Genomic DNA, 16221 nt, shown 5'->3' with positions numbered 1-16221 from the left:
CATGAAGACCATCACCACCTGGAAAGGCGGATCGGCCTACGAAAGCCGGCAGCCAAACGGTGCCACCATCGATATCAATGCCACGGCGGGCTTCAGCCCGAAGGCGCTCCTGCTCAGCGGCCTCGCCGGTTGCTCCGGCGTCGACATCGTAGACATACTGGAAAAGATGCGCGTGCCGGTTGCCGGGCTCGAGATCGAGGTGGATGCCGATCAGACCACCGAGCACCCGCGGGTGTTCACCGGTATCGAGATCACCTACCGCCTGGCTACGGCCGAAGAGCACCGCGACAAGGTCATCAAGGCCATCGAGCTCTCCCTGGAGAAATACTGCGGCGTGGCGGCCATGCTGCGGAAGAACTCGGAGATCCGCTATACGCTTCACCTCCAAAACCCCGAAGGCTGATGCTGTCGCAGAAAGCCCAATATGCCTTCCGCGCCCTCACCTACCTCGCCGACCACTACGACGAGGGCCCGGTGCTCATCGCCGACATCGCCGAGAAAAAGCGCATCCCCATCAAGTTCCTCGAGAGCATCCTGTTGCAGCTCAAGAAGGCGCAGATCCTCGACTCGAAAAAGGGCAAGGGCGGCGGCTACTTCATCCGGCAGCATCCCTCCGAGACCTCCATCGCGGCCATCATCCGCACGGTGGACGGACCCATCGCCATGCTGCCCTGCGTAAGCCTGTATTTCTACCAGCGCTGCGCCAACTGCGACGAGCAGAACTGCGGCCTTCACAACATCATGGAGCAGGTGCGCGACGCCACCCTGCAGATCCTCGAAAACAAGACCATCGCCGACCTCAAGAGCGGGCAGGAGGACCTGCCCGGGAAGATCCGGAAGGCCACGAGAACAAAATAGCCCCCTGTCCCCCCAAGGGGGTACTTAGGCCAAGGCTGTTCTTACGTTACTGTTAATCTGAAAGCAGGAAATACTTAATACGCTATGTTCAATCAGTTCTCCCTTAGCATTGAGCATCGAGCGCCGAACAATTTGAATAAAAAGCCCCAACGGCATCGGGGCTTTAGTATAAAGGTGCTTTGAGAACAGGCCCGATCAAGAAAAGCGTGTCCGACCTAAGTGCCCCCTTGGGGGGACAGGGGGCTATTTTCGTAATTGCTGCAGCGTCGCTTTCATGTCTTTGGAGATCGGCGCTTCGATGGTGATGTCCGTTCCGTCGAGGCCCTGGAACGTGAGGGCTCCGGCGTGGAGGGCAAGGCGGTTGAGGAGCGGACGCTCCTCTTCGAACTTACCGATCTTGAACCTGGCGCGGAACTGCGAGAGGAACACCGGCTTGCCGTCGCCGTACAGGGGGTCGCATACGATGGGGTGGCCGATGTGCTTCATGTGCACACGGATCTGGTGGGTGCGGCCCGTAAGAATACGGTAGCGCATCCAGGAGAAGAGGCGAAAGCGCTCTTCCACCACGTACTCGGTGATGCTTTCCTTGCCCTTGCGCCATACGGTCATGGTTCCCTTTTTCGTAGGGTGCTCCGCGATGGGCTCGTTGATGATGCCCTCAGCATTGTAGGGGGTACCGAGCACGAGGCCGTAGTAGGTCTTGTTGGTGGCGCGGCTCTCGAACTGCATCGACAGGTGGCGGTGCGCCTCCTCGTTGCGGGCAAACACCACGAGTCCGCTGGTATCGCGGTCGAGACGGTGCACGGTGAAGATGGCGCCGTAGCGCTCCTGCAGCAGGTTGCGCACGCCGGGCACGCCCTCGCGGTCGGGGATCGTGAGCAGGCCCGAGGGCTTGTTCACCGCCACAAACTGCTCGTCTTCATAAATGATCAGGTCTTCGATCCGGATAGCCATAGTTGCGAATAGGATAATGGGAGAATGGGGTGATGGGGTAATACGATGAGGCTTTATTGTTTATAGGCCAGACTGCGATAATAGGATCTTGCGATACCGGTCAGGCAGGCCGGACTCCAGGGGCTATTAGCACATTACCCCATTACCCCATCAGCACATTATTCACTTCTTCCCTTTCTTGAAAAATTTGAGGTCGCGCACTTCTTTCTCGGCAAGGAAGCGCCACTTGCCGCGGGGCACGTTCTTCTTCGTAAGGCCGGCGAACATGACGCGGTCGAGGTTCTTGACGTCGTAGCCGAAGTGCTCGAAGATGCGGCGCACGATGCGGTTGCGGCCACTGTGGATCTCCACTCCGATCTGTGTTTTGTCGGCATTGTCGGTAAAGGCCAGCACGTCTACATGTGCGGGGCCGTCCTCGAGGGGCACGCCTTTCAGGATGTCGTCGAAGTGATTCTTGGTGAGTGGCTTGTCGAGGGTAACGGCGTATACCTTTTTCACCTCGTTGCTCGGGTGGGTGAGCTTCTGCGCGAGTTCACCGTCGTTGGTGAGGAGCAGCACGCCCGAAGTATTCCGGTCGAGGCGGCCTACGGGGTAGATCCGTTCCTCGGTGGCGTGGTGAAGAAGATCCAGCACCGTCTTGCGCTCCTGCGGATCGTCGGTGGTGGTGAGGTAGCCCTTCGGCTTATTCATGAGGATGTATACGAGGTTCTTGCTGCGGGTGATGCGCTTGCCGTCGACGCGCACGTCGGAGCCGGGCTGCACCTTGAAGCCGGGCTCGGTCACCACGGTGCCGTTGACCGTCACCTTGCCGCCCTTGACCACATCGGCCGCCTCGCGGCGCGAGCAGACGCCGCCATGGGCGAGGAACTTGTTGAGGGGCATTTGCTCCTCCTTCGCTTCGTTGGAGAGGGGCTTGCCGGGTGCAATGCCCTTCGGCTTCACCTCGCCGGAGCGGCCGTCAGGAGGCATGCGGTCGCCTTTGCCGCCGGGCACGCGCGTTTCGTTGGCCGCCTTCCAGGCTTCTGCCTTTTCCTTGCGCTGCTGTTCAAAGAAGGCCTTGCGCTCGCGCGTCTGCTGCTTCTTTTCCTGGCGTAGCTGCTCTTTCAGCGCGGCGCCTTTTTTCTCGCTGGATTTGTGGAATTTCTCGAATCCCGACTTCTTCTTCATCCCGCAAAAATAGAAAAGACCGTGCCCCTGCACGGTCTTTTCTTGCGATGCGGTTTCCGGCGGCTGCCGGGAAGGCGTTTTCCGGTGGTCCGGGTTACTTTACATTACCGCCTTTGCGGCCTTTGCCCTTACCCTTACGGAGCGAGTTGGCCTTCTCCTGCTGCTCGGGCGTAAGCACGGCTTTCAGCTGCTCGCGGTGGGCATGGGCGAGCTCCTGGTGCTTGCTGCGACGCTGCTCCTGGCTGATGCCCTGATCGTTGCGGAGGGCTTCCATTTTGGAGCGAAAGTCGGTGTTGATGGTCTTGACGCGCTGCTGCTGCTCGGCGCTCAGGTTGAGCTCCTGCTGCATCCTGCCGAAGTCGGCACCCCGCTCACCACGGGGGCCCTTTTCGCCGCGCGGCCCACCCCGGCGACCGATGGTGTCGCGGCGGGCGCCGTCGCGGTCGCCCCGCATGCCGTCGCGGTACTGGGCAGCCTGCTGCTGTTGCTCGGGGGTGAGGAGGGCCTTGCGCTCGGCCTTGTATTTTTCATGGATGGCCTTGCGCTGCGTCATACGCTGCTCGTTGCTGAGGGCCTTGTTGGCCTTGACGGCTTCCATTTCGGCCTTCTGGCGCTGGTGGATGTCTTTGAGTTGTGTTTTCTGAGCCTCGCTCAGGTTGAGGGCGGCCTTGCCGTTGCGGTGTCCCTTGCGGGCGCCTTTATCTTTCTTTTCGGCAGACTGGGCCTGGGCGGCACCGGCGAAGAGCAGGAGGGCCAGAGCGGCGGAGAGGATCTTTTTCATATGCGTTACTGTGTTTTTTTATGGAGTTGTCCCTATTCAGACGCGGCAAGGCTCCTCAAGTTTAAACGGGCTGCGGTTAAATAAGGTTAATAGACGTTAGCTGCGGGAACCGTCCCGATAGGCAGAAAACGTCCGATTCTTCGTGCTACCGAAGCAGCCGTACTTTACTTCAGGATTTTTGTAGCCGGTGGATCTCCTTTTTAACGCTAAGACGCTGTTTGACTTATTTGATCACTGCTCATCGGACCGCGCAAGCGCGGGGAGCGGGGCTGACGCCCCTGTCACGACGGCACGACGGCGCAAAGGCACGACGAAAAGTGGAAAGAACAGATTGTTTTCCTACGTCGCGCCGTCGCGCCGTCGTGCATCGAGGCCGCTTGCGGCCGACCTTTTCACCTTTTCATGATGATCATTTAATTGAAACAGCCTTTAAGACGCAAAGGGCAGTGTTTTCGGTCGTTTGTATTTACAGGCCCTCCGAATGCAGGTAGCGACGTCTCCGGCAGTCACAAGCTTTTTTCAAGGACGCAAAGTGTAAGCCCGCAAGCGGGCTGCCCTAACCTTAGTGCGCTTCGGTTTGGTAGGTTCCTGGCAGCCATCGGGACACCAAACGCCCATTCCCTTCGGGAAGGGGTCAGGGGAGAGGTATGGCATTTGCAGCATTCCCCAAAACGGAACTCATGAAACAGACGAACACCCTCCTGCTGGCAGCACTGGCAATGATGATCACCCTTTCCTCCTGCGACGTCATCGGGAGCATCTTTAAAGCGGGCATGTGGATCGGGATCATCCTGGTCGTACTGGTGGTCGGCATTATCCTATGGATCGCCAACAAGTTCCGTGGCCGCGGGCGCCGGAGGTATTGATCAGGAAAAGAAGTGGAGATGCGGTCTATCGGTACCGGACAACCGGTGTTTTTCCGGCATTATAAAAGCCCTTCGTAGACACGAGAGGCTTTTCATTAGGATAGGTATCCCTTTGTTATGGCTAGTTGAGCATTTCAGAAGTAGAAGAAAAAAAATGCCCCGCCAGGAATGACAGGGCTTCACCCTTAACCATACGAAACCAAGATCTTATATTCAGTAGAGAATGTTTCTGTGTTCCGATTACAATGTAAAAGTACAAGGCAAATACGCATCTAGCAAATTTCTATCGTCCAAACCGGCCTTTTTGACGGTCAAGTTCAACAATTGCACTTCGAGGCCGATAGGCCTATTTCCTTAGCCCCGGGCCCGTGGTTTACCCTCAAACCGCGCGGCGGAAGCCACATACTTTTTTAGTAATATATGTAAGCCGTTTAGGCTGAAGTACTGAGCAGCGCACGGGCCTCTATTACCGCCTGCTCGCATACCCGGCGCACCTCCTCGTAGTCTTCCTGGAAATGATTTTCGTCAGTTCCGCTCACCGCCTCCACCTCCATCCGGTGCAGGAAGGGTGAAAGCCGCTCCGTGAGCCCCAGGTAAGCCACAGAGCTTTTCATGCCGTGGGCGATGCTCTTGATCTGCCCTTTGTTGCCCGCCTGCACCGCTTCCTGCAGCAGCCCGAGCTCCTCCGGCACCTGCACGATGAACTGGCGCACGATGGCATTCTCGAACTCGGTATCGCCCAGCGACAGCTCGCGCAGGTATTGCAGGTTCACCACCGCCGGCGCCGGTTGCGCATCGGCCGTACGGAAGTAGGCCTGCAGGATGGCATAGAGCTCGGCCTCCTTCAGCGGCTTGGAGATATAGTCATTCATCCCGAACGACAGGCAGCGCTCCTTCTCCCCCGTCATGGCATGAGCCGTCATGGCGATGATGGGCACGTCGGAGCGGAGCTCGCCGCGGATGGCCTGCGTGGCGTCATAGCCGTCCATCTCGGGCATCTGGATGTCCATCAGCACCGCCGTGAAGGGCTCCCGGCGCAACGCTTCAACAGCCTCGCGGCCGGTACTCACCATCACGTGGTCCATCTGCCACTGGCGCATCAGGTGGCGGATCAGCTGCTGGTTCATCTGGTTGTCTTCCGCTACGAGGATGCGCATGCCTCTCACCGGGTTAAGCACCGCTTCGGCAGGCGCGGCGAAGGCTTCCGTGTGGTTTTGGATCGGGCGGAAGGGCAGGCGCACGATGAACTCGGAACCCTTGCCGACCTCGCTCTCCACATGGATGGTGCCCCCCTGCAGGTCCACCAGCTGCTTTACGATGGCAAGGCCGAGGCCCGTGCCGCCGAACTTGCGCGTCGTTTCGGCCTCCGCCTGCTGGAAGCGCTCGAAGATGGCCTTCCGCTTTTCCGGTGCGATGCCCACGCCCGAGTCCTTGATCCGGAACTGGAGCACCACTTCGTCATCAGTCTGGCTGAGGCAGCGCACCTCGAAATGCACGAAGCCGCGCTCGGTGAACTTGATGGCATTGCTCAGGAGGTTGATGAGCACCTGGGTGAGGCGCACGGGGTCGCCGCTGAGGGTATCGTGGGTGGAGGGATCTACGTTGATGGTGAGCTGAAGCCCTTTCTGCTGCGCCTTGTCGGCGAACATGACCTGCACCGAGCTGACGAGGCCGTTGAGGCTGAAGGGCGTTTGCTCGATATGCATCATGCCGGCTTCGATCTTGGAGAGGTCGAGGATGTCGTTGATGAGGGTCAGCAGGTTCTGGCTCGAGGAGTAGATGTAGTCGACGTACTGCTGCTGCTGCTGCGTGAGCGAGGAGCGGCGCAGGAGGTTCGTGAAGCCGAGGATGGCATTCATCGGCGTGCGGATCTCGTGGCTCATATTGGCCAGGAACTGCTCCTTGATAAAGGCCCCTTCCTTGATGCGCTTTTCCGACTCGTTGAGCATCTGGATCATCCGCTCCTGCTGGCGGCCCTTGTTGACCACGTAAAGAAAAGCGAGCACACAGGCGAGGCAGGCGATGATGGCGAGGCCGACGCCCATGAAGCGGGCCCGCGCGCCGTTGTTCTCGATATTGGAGATGATGCCGTTGAGGCGGTACTGACGGATGCTGTCGAGCTGGTGCACGGCTTGTACGATGGAGTCGCGGAGCACCTTGCCGCGGCCCGTGTTGATGACGGCCTCGCCGGCCTCCTTGCCCTTGCTGTCGTAGGCGTTCAGGATCGCCTGGCTGAAGACGATCTTCCGCCCCACCTGGGTATCGAGCTCGGTGATATAGGTCTCGGCGTGCTCGCCCCGGAGGTCGGTGCGCAGGGCGCTCACCTCGCGGCGGATGCTTTCGATCTTGTCGTTGACATTGCTGAGGTGGGTACGGTCATCGGTAATGACGACGCCGCGGATATCGCTTTCCACGGTAAGCACGTCGTTCTGGAGCAGGCGCAGGCGGTTTTGGATCGCCACTTCGGCGAGCAGGCGCTTGTTGCCCTCCGTGAGGCGCTTTACATTCTGGCTCGTAATGAATTGAATGAATACGATCAGCACCACGCCGATAATAAAGAACCACAGGGCCAGGTATTTCATTCGACCTTCCTTCATCAAGGGGTCTAAAATACGAAAATCGGGCCTTTAGGCGAGGGTGATGCCGGATTTACGGAATTTCCGGTAGCAATACCCCAAAAACAGGACGCTTCCCAGCAGGGCGCCGGCCGCCACAGCCAATACAGGCGGGCGTTTGCCGCTGAAGAGCTCGTTCAGGAGAAAGTACTCCGAACCGATGAGCCCCGCGATGCAGGAGAGAAAGCCGATGAGGAATCGTGTTGTCATAAATTTGGTGGCGGTGCCCCGAAACCGCCGACGGACCGGCTGCGGAAGCAGCAAAGCCCGGAAGAAGATGGGAACCTATTTTCGTCAGCAGGCCCCAAAAATAGCATCAGGGGGGCCTTGCGCCCCCCTGATTTAGACCACCGCCCTCATTTGGTCGGTGAACGGGATATTTTCCGAAACCCGCTGTCAGAGCAGATTCAGCCGCTTGTTAAGCGCGGTGCGGTAGGTATCGGCCACCGGCACGGAGGCTTTTCCGATCGAGATCACCCCTTCCTGGATAAAGTCGATCTTGCTCATGGATACGATGTAGCTGCGGTGCACGCGGATGAATTTCGTGGGGGAAAGCTTCTCCTCGATCGACTTCAGTGTGGCGTGAAGCACATGGAACTTCGTAGGCGTATGCACCTTTACGTAGTCGCCCATGGCCTCGAGGTAAAGGATCTCGTCCACGTTGATGCGCTTCAGGATGCCGTTGTCCTTCACGAACACGAATTCCTGGTCTTCCACCTTCACTTCTTCCTTGTCGGCGGCCACGGTTTCCTGGGCCCGCTCCACGGCCTGCAGGAAGCGCGCCGGCGAGATGGGCTTCACGAGATAGTCCACCACGTTGAGCTCGAAGGCCTCCACGGCATAGTCGGTCTTGGCGGTGGTGAAGATGATGAGCGGCGAGCGGTGGCCGAGGTTCTTGGTCAGTTCCAGGCCGGTCATGCCGGGCATCTCGATATCGAGGAACAGCAGGTCGATGGACTGCTTGTTGAGCACGTTGTAGGCCTCCATGGCGTCCTCGCATTCCTGCACGAGCTCCAGGTCCTTCACCTGGCCCACGAGCTGCTTCATCGCCATGCGGGCCATCTTATTATCGTCAACGATTAAACATTTCATGGTCGGGGTTGCGCTTATGTGTTTTTACTCTTGGTTCGATCGCCCGAAAGATAGCGATTTCCCGTTACCGCACGCCAATTACCGGCAGGGCTTTTTGCCGGATCAGCTCGTTCAGCGCGGGCACGTCCACCTCCTTCAGACGGCGCAGGGCGGCGAGCTGGGCATCGGCCTGTTGGGCCAGTTCGGCGTACACGGCCTGTGCCTGCCGGCTCGGGGCAAAGTTGCCGCTGTTGGCTACGTCGAACACGCCGGAAATCTTGTCGTTGAGGCGGATCGGGTAGTTGAGCACGTCCTGCCCGCTGCGGGCTTTCGTCTGGTAGAGCGTCTCCTCGATCCGCGTCAGGCGCAGCTGCATGCTGTCGGCCAGCACTTTCACCTCCTTCGGCACGTCCTTGCCCTGCAGGGCCATGAAGCCGTCGATGCGGCTCCGCAGTGCGCGGATGTCCTTGATGGCGCCCTGCATCTCGTTGAACTTGTCCTGCACGCTCTTCAGGAAGGCGAACTGCTCGGCATATTCGGCCGGGGTGGTCTTGTAGTTGGGGTCGGGGTTGATGGTAAAGGGCACCTCCGCCGAGTCGGTACCGACCACGAAGCGTGCGAAGTAATTGCCGGGAGGCGCCAGGATCCCCGAGGGCACGCCGTTCCAAAGGATCATGCCGTCGATGCGCTCCGACTCCGCATACAGGTTGTTCCAGGCAAAGCGGTTCATCCCGTTCACCGGCTCGAAGCGGTCCCTTGCTTCCTTCGCTCCCGTGCTGAAGCTCCGGATCTGGTTGCGCTGGGCGTCGAGGATCACCACGCGTCCCTTGACCGAGTCGCTTAGGCCGGAGGCCCAGAAGTGGAAGCCCGAGCCGCCGGGCGGGTTGGTGCCGGCATTACGCGGGGCGCCGCCGGGCGTCGGGTTACCCCTGCCGGGCAGGCGCCAGGCCGGGGCGGGCGTGAACACATGGAGGCGCTTCGCGGCTACGTCGGCGTTCCACTGCTGCAGCGGCGTCAGGTCGTCGAGCACCCAGAACGAGCGGCCCTGCGTGGCCACAATGAGGTCGTTGTCTTTGATGGTAAGGTCGGTGATGGGTACGATGGGCAGGTTGAGCTGGAAGGGCTTCCAGCGTGCGCCGCCGTCGTACGACACGTACATGCCGTACTCGGTGCCGGCATAGAGCAGGCCCGGCCGCTTCGGGTCGGCGCGTAGGGCGCGGGTGAAGTGCTGCCCGTCGATGCCGGCCGTGATCTTCGTCCAGCTCCTGCCGTAATCCGTCGTCTTGTAGATATACGGAGCAAAGTCGTCGCTCTTGTAGCGCGTGCCCACGAAATAGGCCGTGCCCTTTTCGAAGGGATCCACCTCCACGGAGTTCCACATGATCCACTTCGGCGCGCCGGCCGGCGTCACGTTCTGCCAGTTCTTGCCGCCGTCGCGGCTCACCGAAATGATGCCGTCGTCGGAGCCGGTCCAGAAGAGGTCCTTCTCAAGGGGCGACTCGGTGGCGGTGAAGATGGTGCAATAGTATTCCACCGAGGTGTTGTCCTTGGTGATGGGGCCGCCCGAGGGGCCCTGCTTGCTTTTGTCGTTGGTGGTGAGATCGGGAGAAAGCTGCTCCCAGCTCGCGCCTTCGTTCTCGGTCACGAACAGGACGTTGCCCGCGGCATAGAGGCGCTTCGGGTTGTGGGGCGAGAAGAAGATCGGGAAGTTCCACTGGAAGCGGTAGCGGAGCACGTCGGCGCCGGCGCCCATCGGGTTGTCGGGCCAGGGCGATACGGCGCGGTTCTCGCCGGTGCGGTGGTCGAGGCGCGAGAGGTAGCCGCCGTAGTTGCCGCCGTATACGATGTCGGGGTTGAGCGGATCGGCTACCACGTAGCCGCTCTCGGCGCCGGCGGTGCGCTCCCAGTCGCTCTCGGTGATGGCTTGCCCGGCGCTGCGGCTGCGGATGCGGAAAGTGGAGTTATCCTGCTGGGCGCCGAGGATGCGGTAAGGAAAAGCGTTATCCGTAGAAAGCCGGTAGATCTGCGCCGTGGGCTGATTGCGCTGCGTGCTCCAGTTCTGCCCGCCGTCGAAGGTGATCTGCGCGCCGCCGTCGTTGCCCACGATCATACGGTTACCATCTTCGGGGTCGATCCAGATGTCGTGGTTGTCGCCGTGCTGCACCGGCACCGACTGGAAGGTCTTGCCGCCGTCGCGCGAGCGCATGAAGCCGACGTTGGGGGCGTATACGGTGTTCTCGTTCTTCGGGTCCACGAACAGCTTGCTGTAATACCAGGCGCGCTGGCGGATGTTGTTGTCGTTGCTGGTGAGGCTCCAGGTCTGCCCGCCGTCTTCGGAGGCGAAGAGTCCGCCGGCCGCGTTCTCGATGATGGCGTACACCTTGTCGGGGTTGGTGGCCGCAACCGCTACGCCCACGATGCCCCAGACGCCCTTCGGCAATCCTTTGCGGGCGGAAAGGTCGGTCCAGGAGACGCCGCCGTCGGTGCTTTTCCAAAGGCCGCTGCCGGGGCCGCCGCTCTCCATGCTCCAGGGCGTGCGGAGTACGCGCCAGGTGCCGGCATAAAGTACCGAAGGATTACCTGGCTCCATGGCGAGCTCGGCGGCGCCGGTCTGGTTGTTCACGAAGAGGGTGCGCTGCCAGGTCTTGCCGCCGTCGGTGGTTTTGTAGACGCCACGCGTTTCGTTAGGCCCGAAGGAGTGGCCGATGACGGCCGCCCAGGCCGTGTTGGGATCGCGCGGGTGCACCAGGATGCGGCTCACGTGGCGCGCGTCTTGGAGCCCGAGGTTGCGCCAGGTGCGGCCGGCGTCGTCGGAGCGCCAGAAGCCGCGAAGGCCTTCGCTTTCGTTGCCACGGAGCGTGTTCTCGCCCTCGCCCACATATACGATGTTGTCGTCGGAAGGGGCCACAGCCACCGCGCCGATGGAGCCGCCGAAGGATCCGTCGGACACGTTCTTCCAGTTGGAGCCACCGTCGGTGGTCTTCCACACGCCGCCGCCCGTGGCGCCGAAGTAGAAGGTGTTGCGTTGCCGCATGCTGCCGCTCACGGCCGCCACGCGCCCGCCGCGGAAGGGCCCTACGAGGCGGTACTTCAATTTGGAAAAGAGCGCCGAGTCGGTATCGGGCGGCGCCGCGCCCTTTTTCTTCTGGGCATCAGCCACAAGTACGGAACAAAGGAAACTCAGGAGCAAGACAATGCGCATATACGGTTCGGGTTTGAAGGGAGAAAGATAATGTGCGAATGGGTTAATATGCTAATGTGCTAATTGGGTGATGGGGTGATGGGGTGATGGGAGAATACGGTGGCGTAAACGCATTGGAGCAACGTACTTCTTTGAGACGGGCAGCTACCGTAGGAAAAGCAGGACCTAAGTTCCCCCTTGGGGGCCAAGGGGGCCGGTCAGCGCTGCACCTCGATCGTCACCGCCTCTTTCATGCCTTTGGGCAGCAGGATCATCAGCGAACCGTGGCCGGAATCCCAGAGCACCGGCGCGTTGCGCGCGGACGTGTCGTTCTCATGGATGACGGGAAACGTTTTACCGTTCACGGCCACGCGCTTCGGTTGCTCGTCGAGGCCCTGGAGCTGCACCAACAGTTTGTCGGTGGCAAAAAGCGTATTGGTCGGGGTCAGCTGCAGGCGCACCGTGCTCCCCTCCTGCCGGCCGCGGCAGCGCAGCAGGGTGTGCTTGCCACTCGCGACCGCACCCTTCGTCACCCCGTCGTCGAGGTACCAGTCGAAGGCGGCCGGCGTATCCGAGGGCACATATACGAGAAAGGGCGTTGCCTTCTTCTCGGTGCTCGTGTTGGCGCCGGGTGTCGGGTGCTGCCCTGGCGTAAAGGTGCCGGCACGGAAGAAGAAAGGGATCGTTCCCAGCGTCACCGGCATCGTGATCCAGCGGCGGCCTTCGTACAGCTTGCCGGCAGGATCCACCCAGCGGCCCTCGGGGAGGTAGAGCGTGCGCGACGTGGCACCCTTTTCAATTACCGGCGCCACGAGGATGTTCCCGCCCCAGAGGTATTCGTCGTGCAGGCGCGCGGCAATCGTATCGCCGGGGAAGTGGTAATAGAGCGGCGCCATCAGCGGGCTGCCGTCAACGGCATGCCTGTAGGCAAGACTGTAGTTATACGGAAGCAGGCGGTAGCGCAGGTCGATGGCCGCCTTGGCATGCCGGCGGTACGGCGTATCGATGAGGGCGGCCTCGCTGGGGAAGGAGAACGCATTCTTCTCGACCTCGTAGAGGGCGGTGCCGTGCGGGCGGAAGATGGGCGTGAACGCGGCGAACTGCAGCCAGCGCACATAGAGCTCCGCGTCGCCTTCGCCCCCGGCAAAGCCGCCGGCGTCGGAATGCACGTAGGGTACGCCGCTCATCGTCATGCCGAGCAGCGTGGGCAGCTGCGCGCGGAAGCCGCTCCAGCTGCGGCTTACGTCGCCCGTCCACGGAAAGATGCCGTAACGCTGGGTACCGGCGAAGCCGCTGCGGTTTAGGGAGAACAGGCGTTTTGTGGGATGCTCCTTCGCATAGTAGTTATACAGCATCTTCGTCCACTGGTGGCCATAGAGGTTGTGCACTTCGTCGGCGCCGTAGAGGCGGCCGGCGAAGCCGAGGTCTTTCAGGTTGTGGTACAGGTCCGAAGGATGCTGCTCGGGCTCGCCGAGGTCGCCCCACCAGCCTTCCACGCCGAGTGCCATCTGCTTGCGGTAATGGCTCCAGAACCAGGCCTGCGCGTCGGTGCGGAAGAGGTCGAGGAGGCCGCCGCGGCCGAAGTAGAATTTCTCCAGCACATAAGGCTTGCGCGCCGTGTCCACCGCAAAGAAGGGCCGTGCCGCGGCGTAGTTCTTCGACGTCTCCACCACGAAGGGCTCAGTGATCAGGATCGTATGAACGCCTTCTTTCTTGAAGTCGGCGATCATCTTCGCCGGCGCGGGCCATTTCGTCTTGTTCACCCAATCGAGGTTCCCCATTGTGCCCTTGATGGAATCGCCGAACCAGAAGAGGTCGAAGATGACGGCCTCCACCGGGATCCCCTCGGCCTTCATCTTACCCAAGATATCGCGCGTCTGTGCCTCGCTGGTATAGCCGAAGCGGCTCATGAGGTTGCCGAAGGCCCAGCGCGGCGGCAGGGGCTGGGTCCCGGTAAGCTGGTGGTAGGAAGCGAGCACTTCCTTCGGGTTGCCCAGGATCACGTACATGCTCCACTCCCCTGCCGGCGTGCCCCACTCGAGCACGGAGGAGTCGGTCTTGCCGAGGTCGAGATAACTGCGCGCGGGGTTGTCGAAGAAAAGCCCGTAGCCGGCCGAGGAGGTCACGAACGGAACGGAGTAATTGAGGTTGTCGGCGCCCTCGCGGTAGCCGTACCAGGGGTTGTTGTTGAGGGCAAGGCGGTAGCCGCGGCGGTTCAGCGGCAGGGCGCGCTCGCCGGCACCGTATACCCGCTCGCCGTTCGCGAGCGGCACGCGGAAACCTTTATGGTCGCCGCCGAAAGCGAGGGAAAACGAAAAGCTGCGGCGGTCGCGGTCGGTGTACCGGAGCCCCTGCACGGTAAACGAGTCCTGACCGGTACTGCGGATCGAAAAGGCCCTCGTGGCGACCGGCTTCGCGACGACGGCGTCGGAGAGCTTGTCGGCGAGGCGGTCGCCGGTGGCCTTCACCGTGATCTTGAACACATCGGTACCATAAGACGTCAGCAGTACTTCGCCGAAGCTGCAGGGGACCGACTGTCCTACCGGCGCGGCCGGCCGCGCCGGTGCCGGCTTCCCGGCGGGATCACGTTGCTGCGGTGCCTGCGCCAGGGCAATGGAGGTAAGCAGGGTGCAGGCGAAGAGAATGGAAGGTTTGTGCATACTGAGGATTTGCAGAAGCAAACTACGATGAAGCCGCCAAACCCCGATGCCGTGCCCAGGCGCGCCGCCGGAATGCTTTCGGATGGCCGCCCGAACCGCTGTACCTTGGGCCCGCTAAAAACCATATATGGGATTCAGATTTTCCGGCATCGCTATCGACAGGGCCTTCGACCCCAGCGACCTCACGGCATTCTCTGTGCGCTTCGGGTGCAAGACCCTCGTCTTCAAGGAGACCGTTCCGATGCGCAAAGCGCTCGACTTCAATTTCGACGAGGAATACATTGACTTCTACATCGGCGCCACCGGCACGATCGCTTTTTGCGCCTCGCCCCTGCTTGTTGAAGACCTCGACCTGGAGCGCGCTTCGTTCGGGCACTCAGTGGCCTCTTTCACGGTTGACGAGACCAGCATGCTGTTCACGCTGCAGCAGTTCAAGGACGGGCAACCGGCGCTGAGCTATTCGGCGCTCGACGGGCAGGTGCAGCAATCCGTTACGGACGGCTACCAATTCAAGGACGGGCTCGACCTCTCGATGCAGTTGATCGAAAAAACGAGTGGTACCTCTTTCTGGAGCCTTGGCGATGGCACCCGCCTGCACCGCTTCGTGCCTGGCCCGGACGACCTGCGCAGCCATCCCGCTTATCTTGAGCTGAGCGCGCAGATCGCCGCCCGGGAAGAGCCTGCGGAAGCCAAGCAGGAGGCAGCGCGTCCGCAGCTGCCGGCGCTCGCCGACACCGGCCAGGTACTCGACCTGCTCATGAGCACCGACGACGCGGATGCCCTGAAGGCCATCGACATCATCCGGCAACATGCTCCCGACCGCAAGGCCCTGTCGTACCTGCTCAACGTGGCTTATTTCCACCGCGATACACAAGTCAAAAAAGAAGCGAAAAAGCTGCTGGGCAACATCGCTCCCGACGGCCTGCTGGCACACATCGCGGAGCACTGGGAGCCGAAGTACCTCAAGGAGCAATACTATTACACGAGAATGGCCGGTCACCCCGCCATCGATTACGGCGAATACCTGGTGCTGGGGCAGGTGACGCGCAACAATTATTACCAGAAAAAGCCGAAGGCCTGGGGCGACCGGTATTCCAGCATGCACAACGATGCCGAGATCGAGCAGGTGTTCGATTGCTATGCATGCTCGCTCACGCAGTTGCCCGACTCCTTCCTGAAGCTGCAGCACGTGACGGTGGTCAACTTCTCGATGCAGACGGAGCTCGATGTGCGACAGGCGATCGGACAGCTCGCGAAGCTCCCGAGGCTCGAAAAGCTGCTGCTCCAGCGCTCCGGTCTCGAACAGTTGCCGGACACTATTTTCAGCCTCCGTCACCTGCGCATCCTGGATATCAACACGAACCCGATTGCGCAGCTGCCCGCCGGCACCTTCCCTCTGGTCGAAAAACTGACGCTCAGCCAGACCGGTATCACCGAGCTTGACCTAGCGCAATTCCCTGCGCTGAAAGTGCTGCGCCTGGAGGGCGAGCAACAATTGAAGAACATCACCTTTAAGAACGTGACGACGGAATTCCTGGCCAGCAGCGGCAGCAACGGCATGAACCAGATGATCCGGCCGTAAGGCAACGAAGGAAGGTCAGTCCATAGCCGGGGCTCCGGGCGCAGCGGCCTCCACCTGCAGAAACCCGGGCGCGGAGCCGCACGCCCCCGCCCGGACTGGTCTTAATATGGCGAGCCGTCGGATGAACAGGCGGCTGCCCTACAAACAAAAAACGACAAACCCGTTCATCGCGACACCGTCACCCGCAGGAAGGTTGCGGGAATGACGATCGCATTGGGATCGGCGCTTTGGTTCTATGCTGTGAACAGGGCTTCGAGTTCGGCCTGCAGCTCCGCTTCGCGGCCAGCCACGGCGGCAGCGGCGAACTCTTGGCCTCTTATCTTGGGCTTCTTGATTCTGCTCGGATACTGTGCCAGGTCAGCGCTTTACTTCTTAAACGGCGGCTAACATGGCCTATTGCGCTATGGCCTCCGAGCAGTCATTATTGTTCGTACATTCATTCCCGACCACAGCGCAAAGACTGATCGTTAGCCGCTATTTGTTGCA

At 60.8% G+C, this 16221-nt stretch carries 12 protein-coding genes; 4 read left to right on the top strand and 8 right to left on the bottom strand.

Translation table 11 applies throughout. The features are described 5' to 3' along the window. Position 1 precedes the first annotated feature (1 nt). Together ABD937_RS02025 and ABD937_RS02020 are read left to right on the top strand one after the other, a co-directional pair. The gene (locus ABD937_RS02025) at positions 2–403 is read left to right on the top strand and encodes an OsmC family protein (protein WP_345252979.1); all 402 of its coding nucleotides are present in this window, start codon (positions 2–4) and stop codon (positions 401–403) included. Continuing rightward, positions 403–858: an RrF2 family transcriptional regulator gene (locus tag ABD937_RS02020; protein ID WP_345252978.1), complete on the top strand. Its 456-nt coding sequence runs from the start codon at positions 403–405 to the stop codon at positions 856–858. Before ABD937_RS02025 ends, ABD937_RS02020 begins: the two co-directional genes overlap by 1 nt. Positions 859–1101: 243 nt before the next feature. Here the strand turns inward: ABD937_RS02020 and ABD937_RS02015 are convergent, their stop codons facing one another. The 3 genes from ABD937_RS02015 to ABD937_RS02005 form a co-directional block, all read right to left on the bottom strand. Then, positions 1102–1812 carry an RluA family pseudouridine synthase gene (locus ABD937_RS02015; RefSeq protein ID WP_345252977.1) on the bottom strand — a complete coding sequence of 237 codons (711 nt, stop codon included), beginning with the start codon at positions 1810–1812 and terminating at the stop codon, positions 1102–1104. A 162-nt stretch (positions 1813–1974) separates the two neighbouring features. Beyond that, positions 1975–2979, bottom strand: coding sequence for a pseudouridine synthase (locus tag ABD937_RS02010; RefSeq protein WP_345252975.1), 1005 nt, complete (start codon positions 2977–2979; stop codon positions 1975–1977). Positions 2980–3073: 94 nt separating this feature from the next. After that, positions 3074–3760 (bottom strand): collagen-like protein, encoded by a 687-nt coding sequence (locus ABD937_RS02005; protein ID WP_345252974.1) that lies wholly within the window; start codon positions 3758–3760, stop codon positions 3074–3076. Positions 3761–4440: 680 nt separating this feature from the next. On the opposite strand from ABD937_RS02005, the gene ABD937_RS02000 reads away from it, so the two are divergent. After that, positions 4441–4626: a phosphatidate cytidylyltransferase gene (locus ABD937_RS02000; RefSeq protein WP_345252973.1), complete on the top strand. Its 186-nt coding sequence runs from the start codon at positions 4441–4443 to the stop codon at positions 4624–4626. A 431-nt stretch (positions 4627–5057) separates the two neighbouring features. Here the strand turns inward: ABD937_RS02000 and ABD937_RS01995 are convergent, their stop codons facing one another. From ABD937_RS01995 to ABD937_RS01975, 5 genes are all read right to left on the bottom strand, one after another. Continuing rightward, complete coding sequence (locus ABD937_RS01995; protein WP_345252972.1) at positions 5058–7208, bottom strand: ATP-binding protein; 2151 nt, start codon at positions 7206–7208, stop codon at positions 5058–5060. A 45-nt stretch (positions 7209–7253) separates the two neighbouring features. Further along, a complete protein-coding gene (locus ABD937_RS01990) occupies positions 7254–7451 on the bottom strand; it encodes a hypothetical protein (RefSeq protein WP_345252970.1) in 198 nt (65 codons plus the stop codon). 186 nt (positions 7452–7637) lie between these two features. After that, positions 7638–8333, bottom strand: a complete 696-nt coding sequence (locus tag ABD937_RS01985; protein WP_345252968.1) for a LytR/AlgR family response regulator transcription factor — start codon at positions 8331–8333, stop codon at positions 7638–7640. Positions 8334–8397: 64 nt separating this feature from the next. After that, entirely contained in the window at positions 8398–11514 is a 3117-nt protein-coding gene (locus ABD937_RS01980) for a WD40/YVTN/BNR-like repeat-containing protein (protein ID WP_345252967.1), read from the bottom strand. Between the two features lie 197 nt (positions 11515–11711). Continuing rightward, positions 11712–14153 carry a TIM-barrel domain-containing protein gene (locus ABD937_RS01975; RefSeq protein ID WP_345252966.1) on the bottom strand — a complete coding sequence of 814 codons (2442 nt, stop codon included), beginning with the start codon at positions 14151–14153 and terminating at the stop codon, positions 11712–11714. A gap of 127 nt (positions 14154–14280) precedes the next feature. On the opposite strand from ABD937_RS01975, the gene ABD937_RS01970 reads away from it, so the two are divergent. Continuing rightward, positions 14281–15735: a leucine-rich repeat domain-containing protein gene (locus ABD937_RS01970; protein WP_345252965.1), complete on the top strand. Its 1455-nt coding sequence runs from the start codon at positions 14281–14283 to the stop codon at positions 15733–15735. The last annotated feature ends 486 nt before the right edge of the window (positions 15736–16221 follow it).

It is taken from the genome of Flaviaestuariibacter amylovorans, from assembly GCF_039541815.1.
GTDB classification, from domain to species: Bacteria; Bacteroidota; Bacteroidia; order Chitinophagales; family Chitinophagaceae; genus Flavisolibacter; species Flavisolibacter amylovorans.
Note: the sequence above shows the minus strand (reverse complement) of the source record. Positions and strands in the feature narration are given on the sequence as shown.

What these genes read in the sequence shown, in the direction of transcription:
- ABD937_RS02025 (WP_345252979.1), top strand. Translation starts at nt 2, where the DNA reads ATGAAGACCATCACCACCTGGAAAGGCGGATCGGCCTACGAAAGCCGG.
- ABD937_RS02020 (WP_345252978.1), top strand. Translation starts at nt 403, where the DNA reads ATGCTGTCGCAGAAAGCCCAATATGCCTTCCGCGCCCTCACCTACCTC.
- ABD937_RS02015 (WP_345252977.1), bottom strand. Translation starts at nt 1,812, where the DNA reads ATGGCTATCCGGATCGAAGACCTGATCATTTATGAAGACGAGCAGTTT.
- ABD937_RS02010 (WP_345252975.1), bottom strand. Translation starts at nt 2,979, where the DNA reads ATGAAGAAGAAGTCGGGATTCGAGAAATTCCACAAATCCAGCGAGAAA.
- ABD937_RS02005 (WP_345252974.1), bottom strand. Translation starts at nt 3,760, where the DNA reads ATGAAAAAGATCCTCTCCGCCGCTCTGGCCCTCCTGCTCTTCGCCGGT.
- ABD937_RS02000 (WP_345252973.1), top strand. Translation starts at nt 4,441, where the DNA reads ATGAAACAGACGAACACCCTCCTGCTGGCAGCACTGGCAATGATGATC.
- ABD937_RS01995 (WP_345252972.1), bottom strand. Translation starts at nt 7,208, where the DNA reads ATGAAATACCTGGCCCTGTGGTTCTTTATTATCGGCGTGGTGCTGATC.
- ABD937_RS01990 (WP_345252970.1), bottom strand. Translation starts at nt 7,451, where the DNA reads ATGACAACACGATTCCTCATCGGCTTTCTCTCCTGCATCGCGGGGCTC.
- ABD937_RS01985 (WP_345252968.1), bottom strand. Translation starts at nt 8,333, where the DNA reads ATGAAATGTTTAATCGTTGACGATAATAAGATGGCCCGCATGGCGATG.
- ABD937_RS01980 (WP_345252967.1), bottom strand. Translation starts at nt 11,514, where the DNA reads ATGCGCATTGTCTTGCTCCTGAGTTTCCTTTGTTCCGTACTTGTGGCT.
- ABD937_RS01975 (WP_345252966.1), bottom strand. Translation starts at nt 14,153, where the DNA reads ATGCACAAACCTTCCATTCTCTTCGCCTGCACCCTGCTTACCTCCATT.
- ABD937_RS01970 (WP_345252965.1), top strand. Translation starts at nt 14,281, where the DNA reads ATGGGATTCAGATTTTCCGGCATCGCTATCGACAGGGCCTTCGACCCC.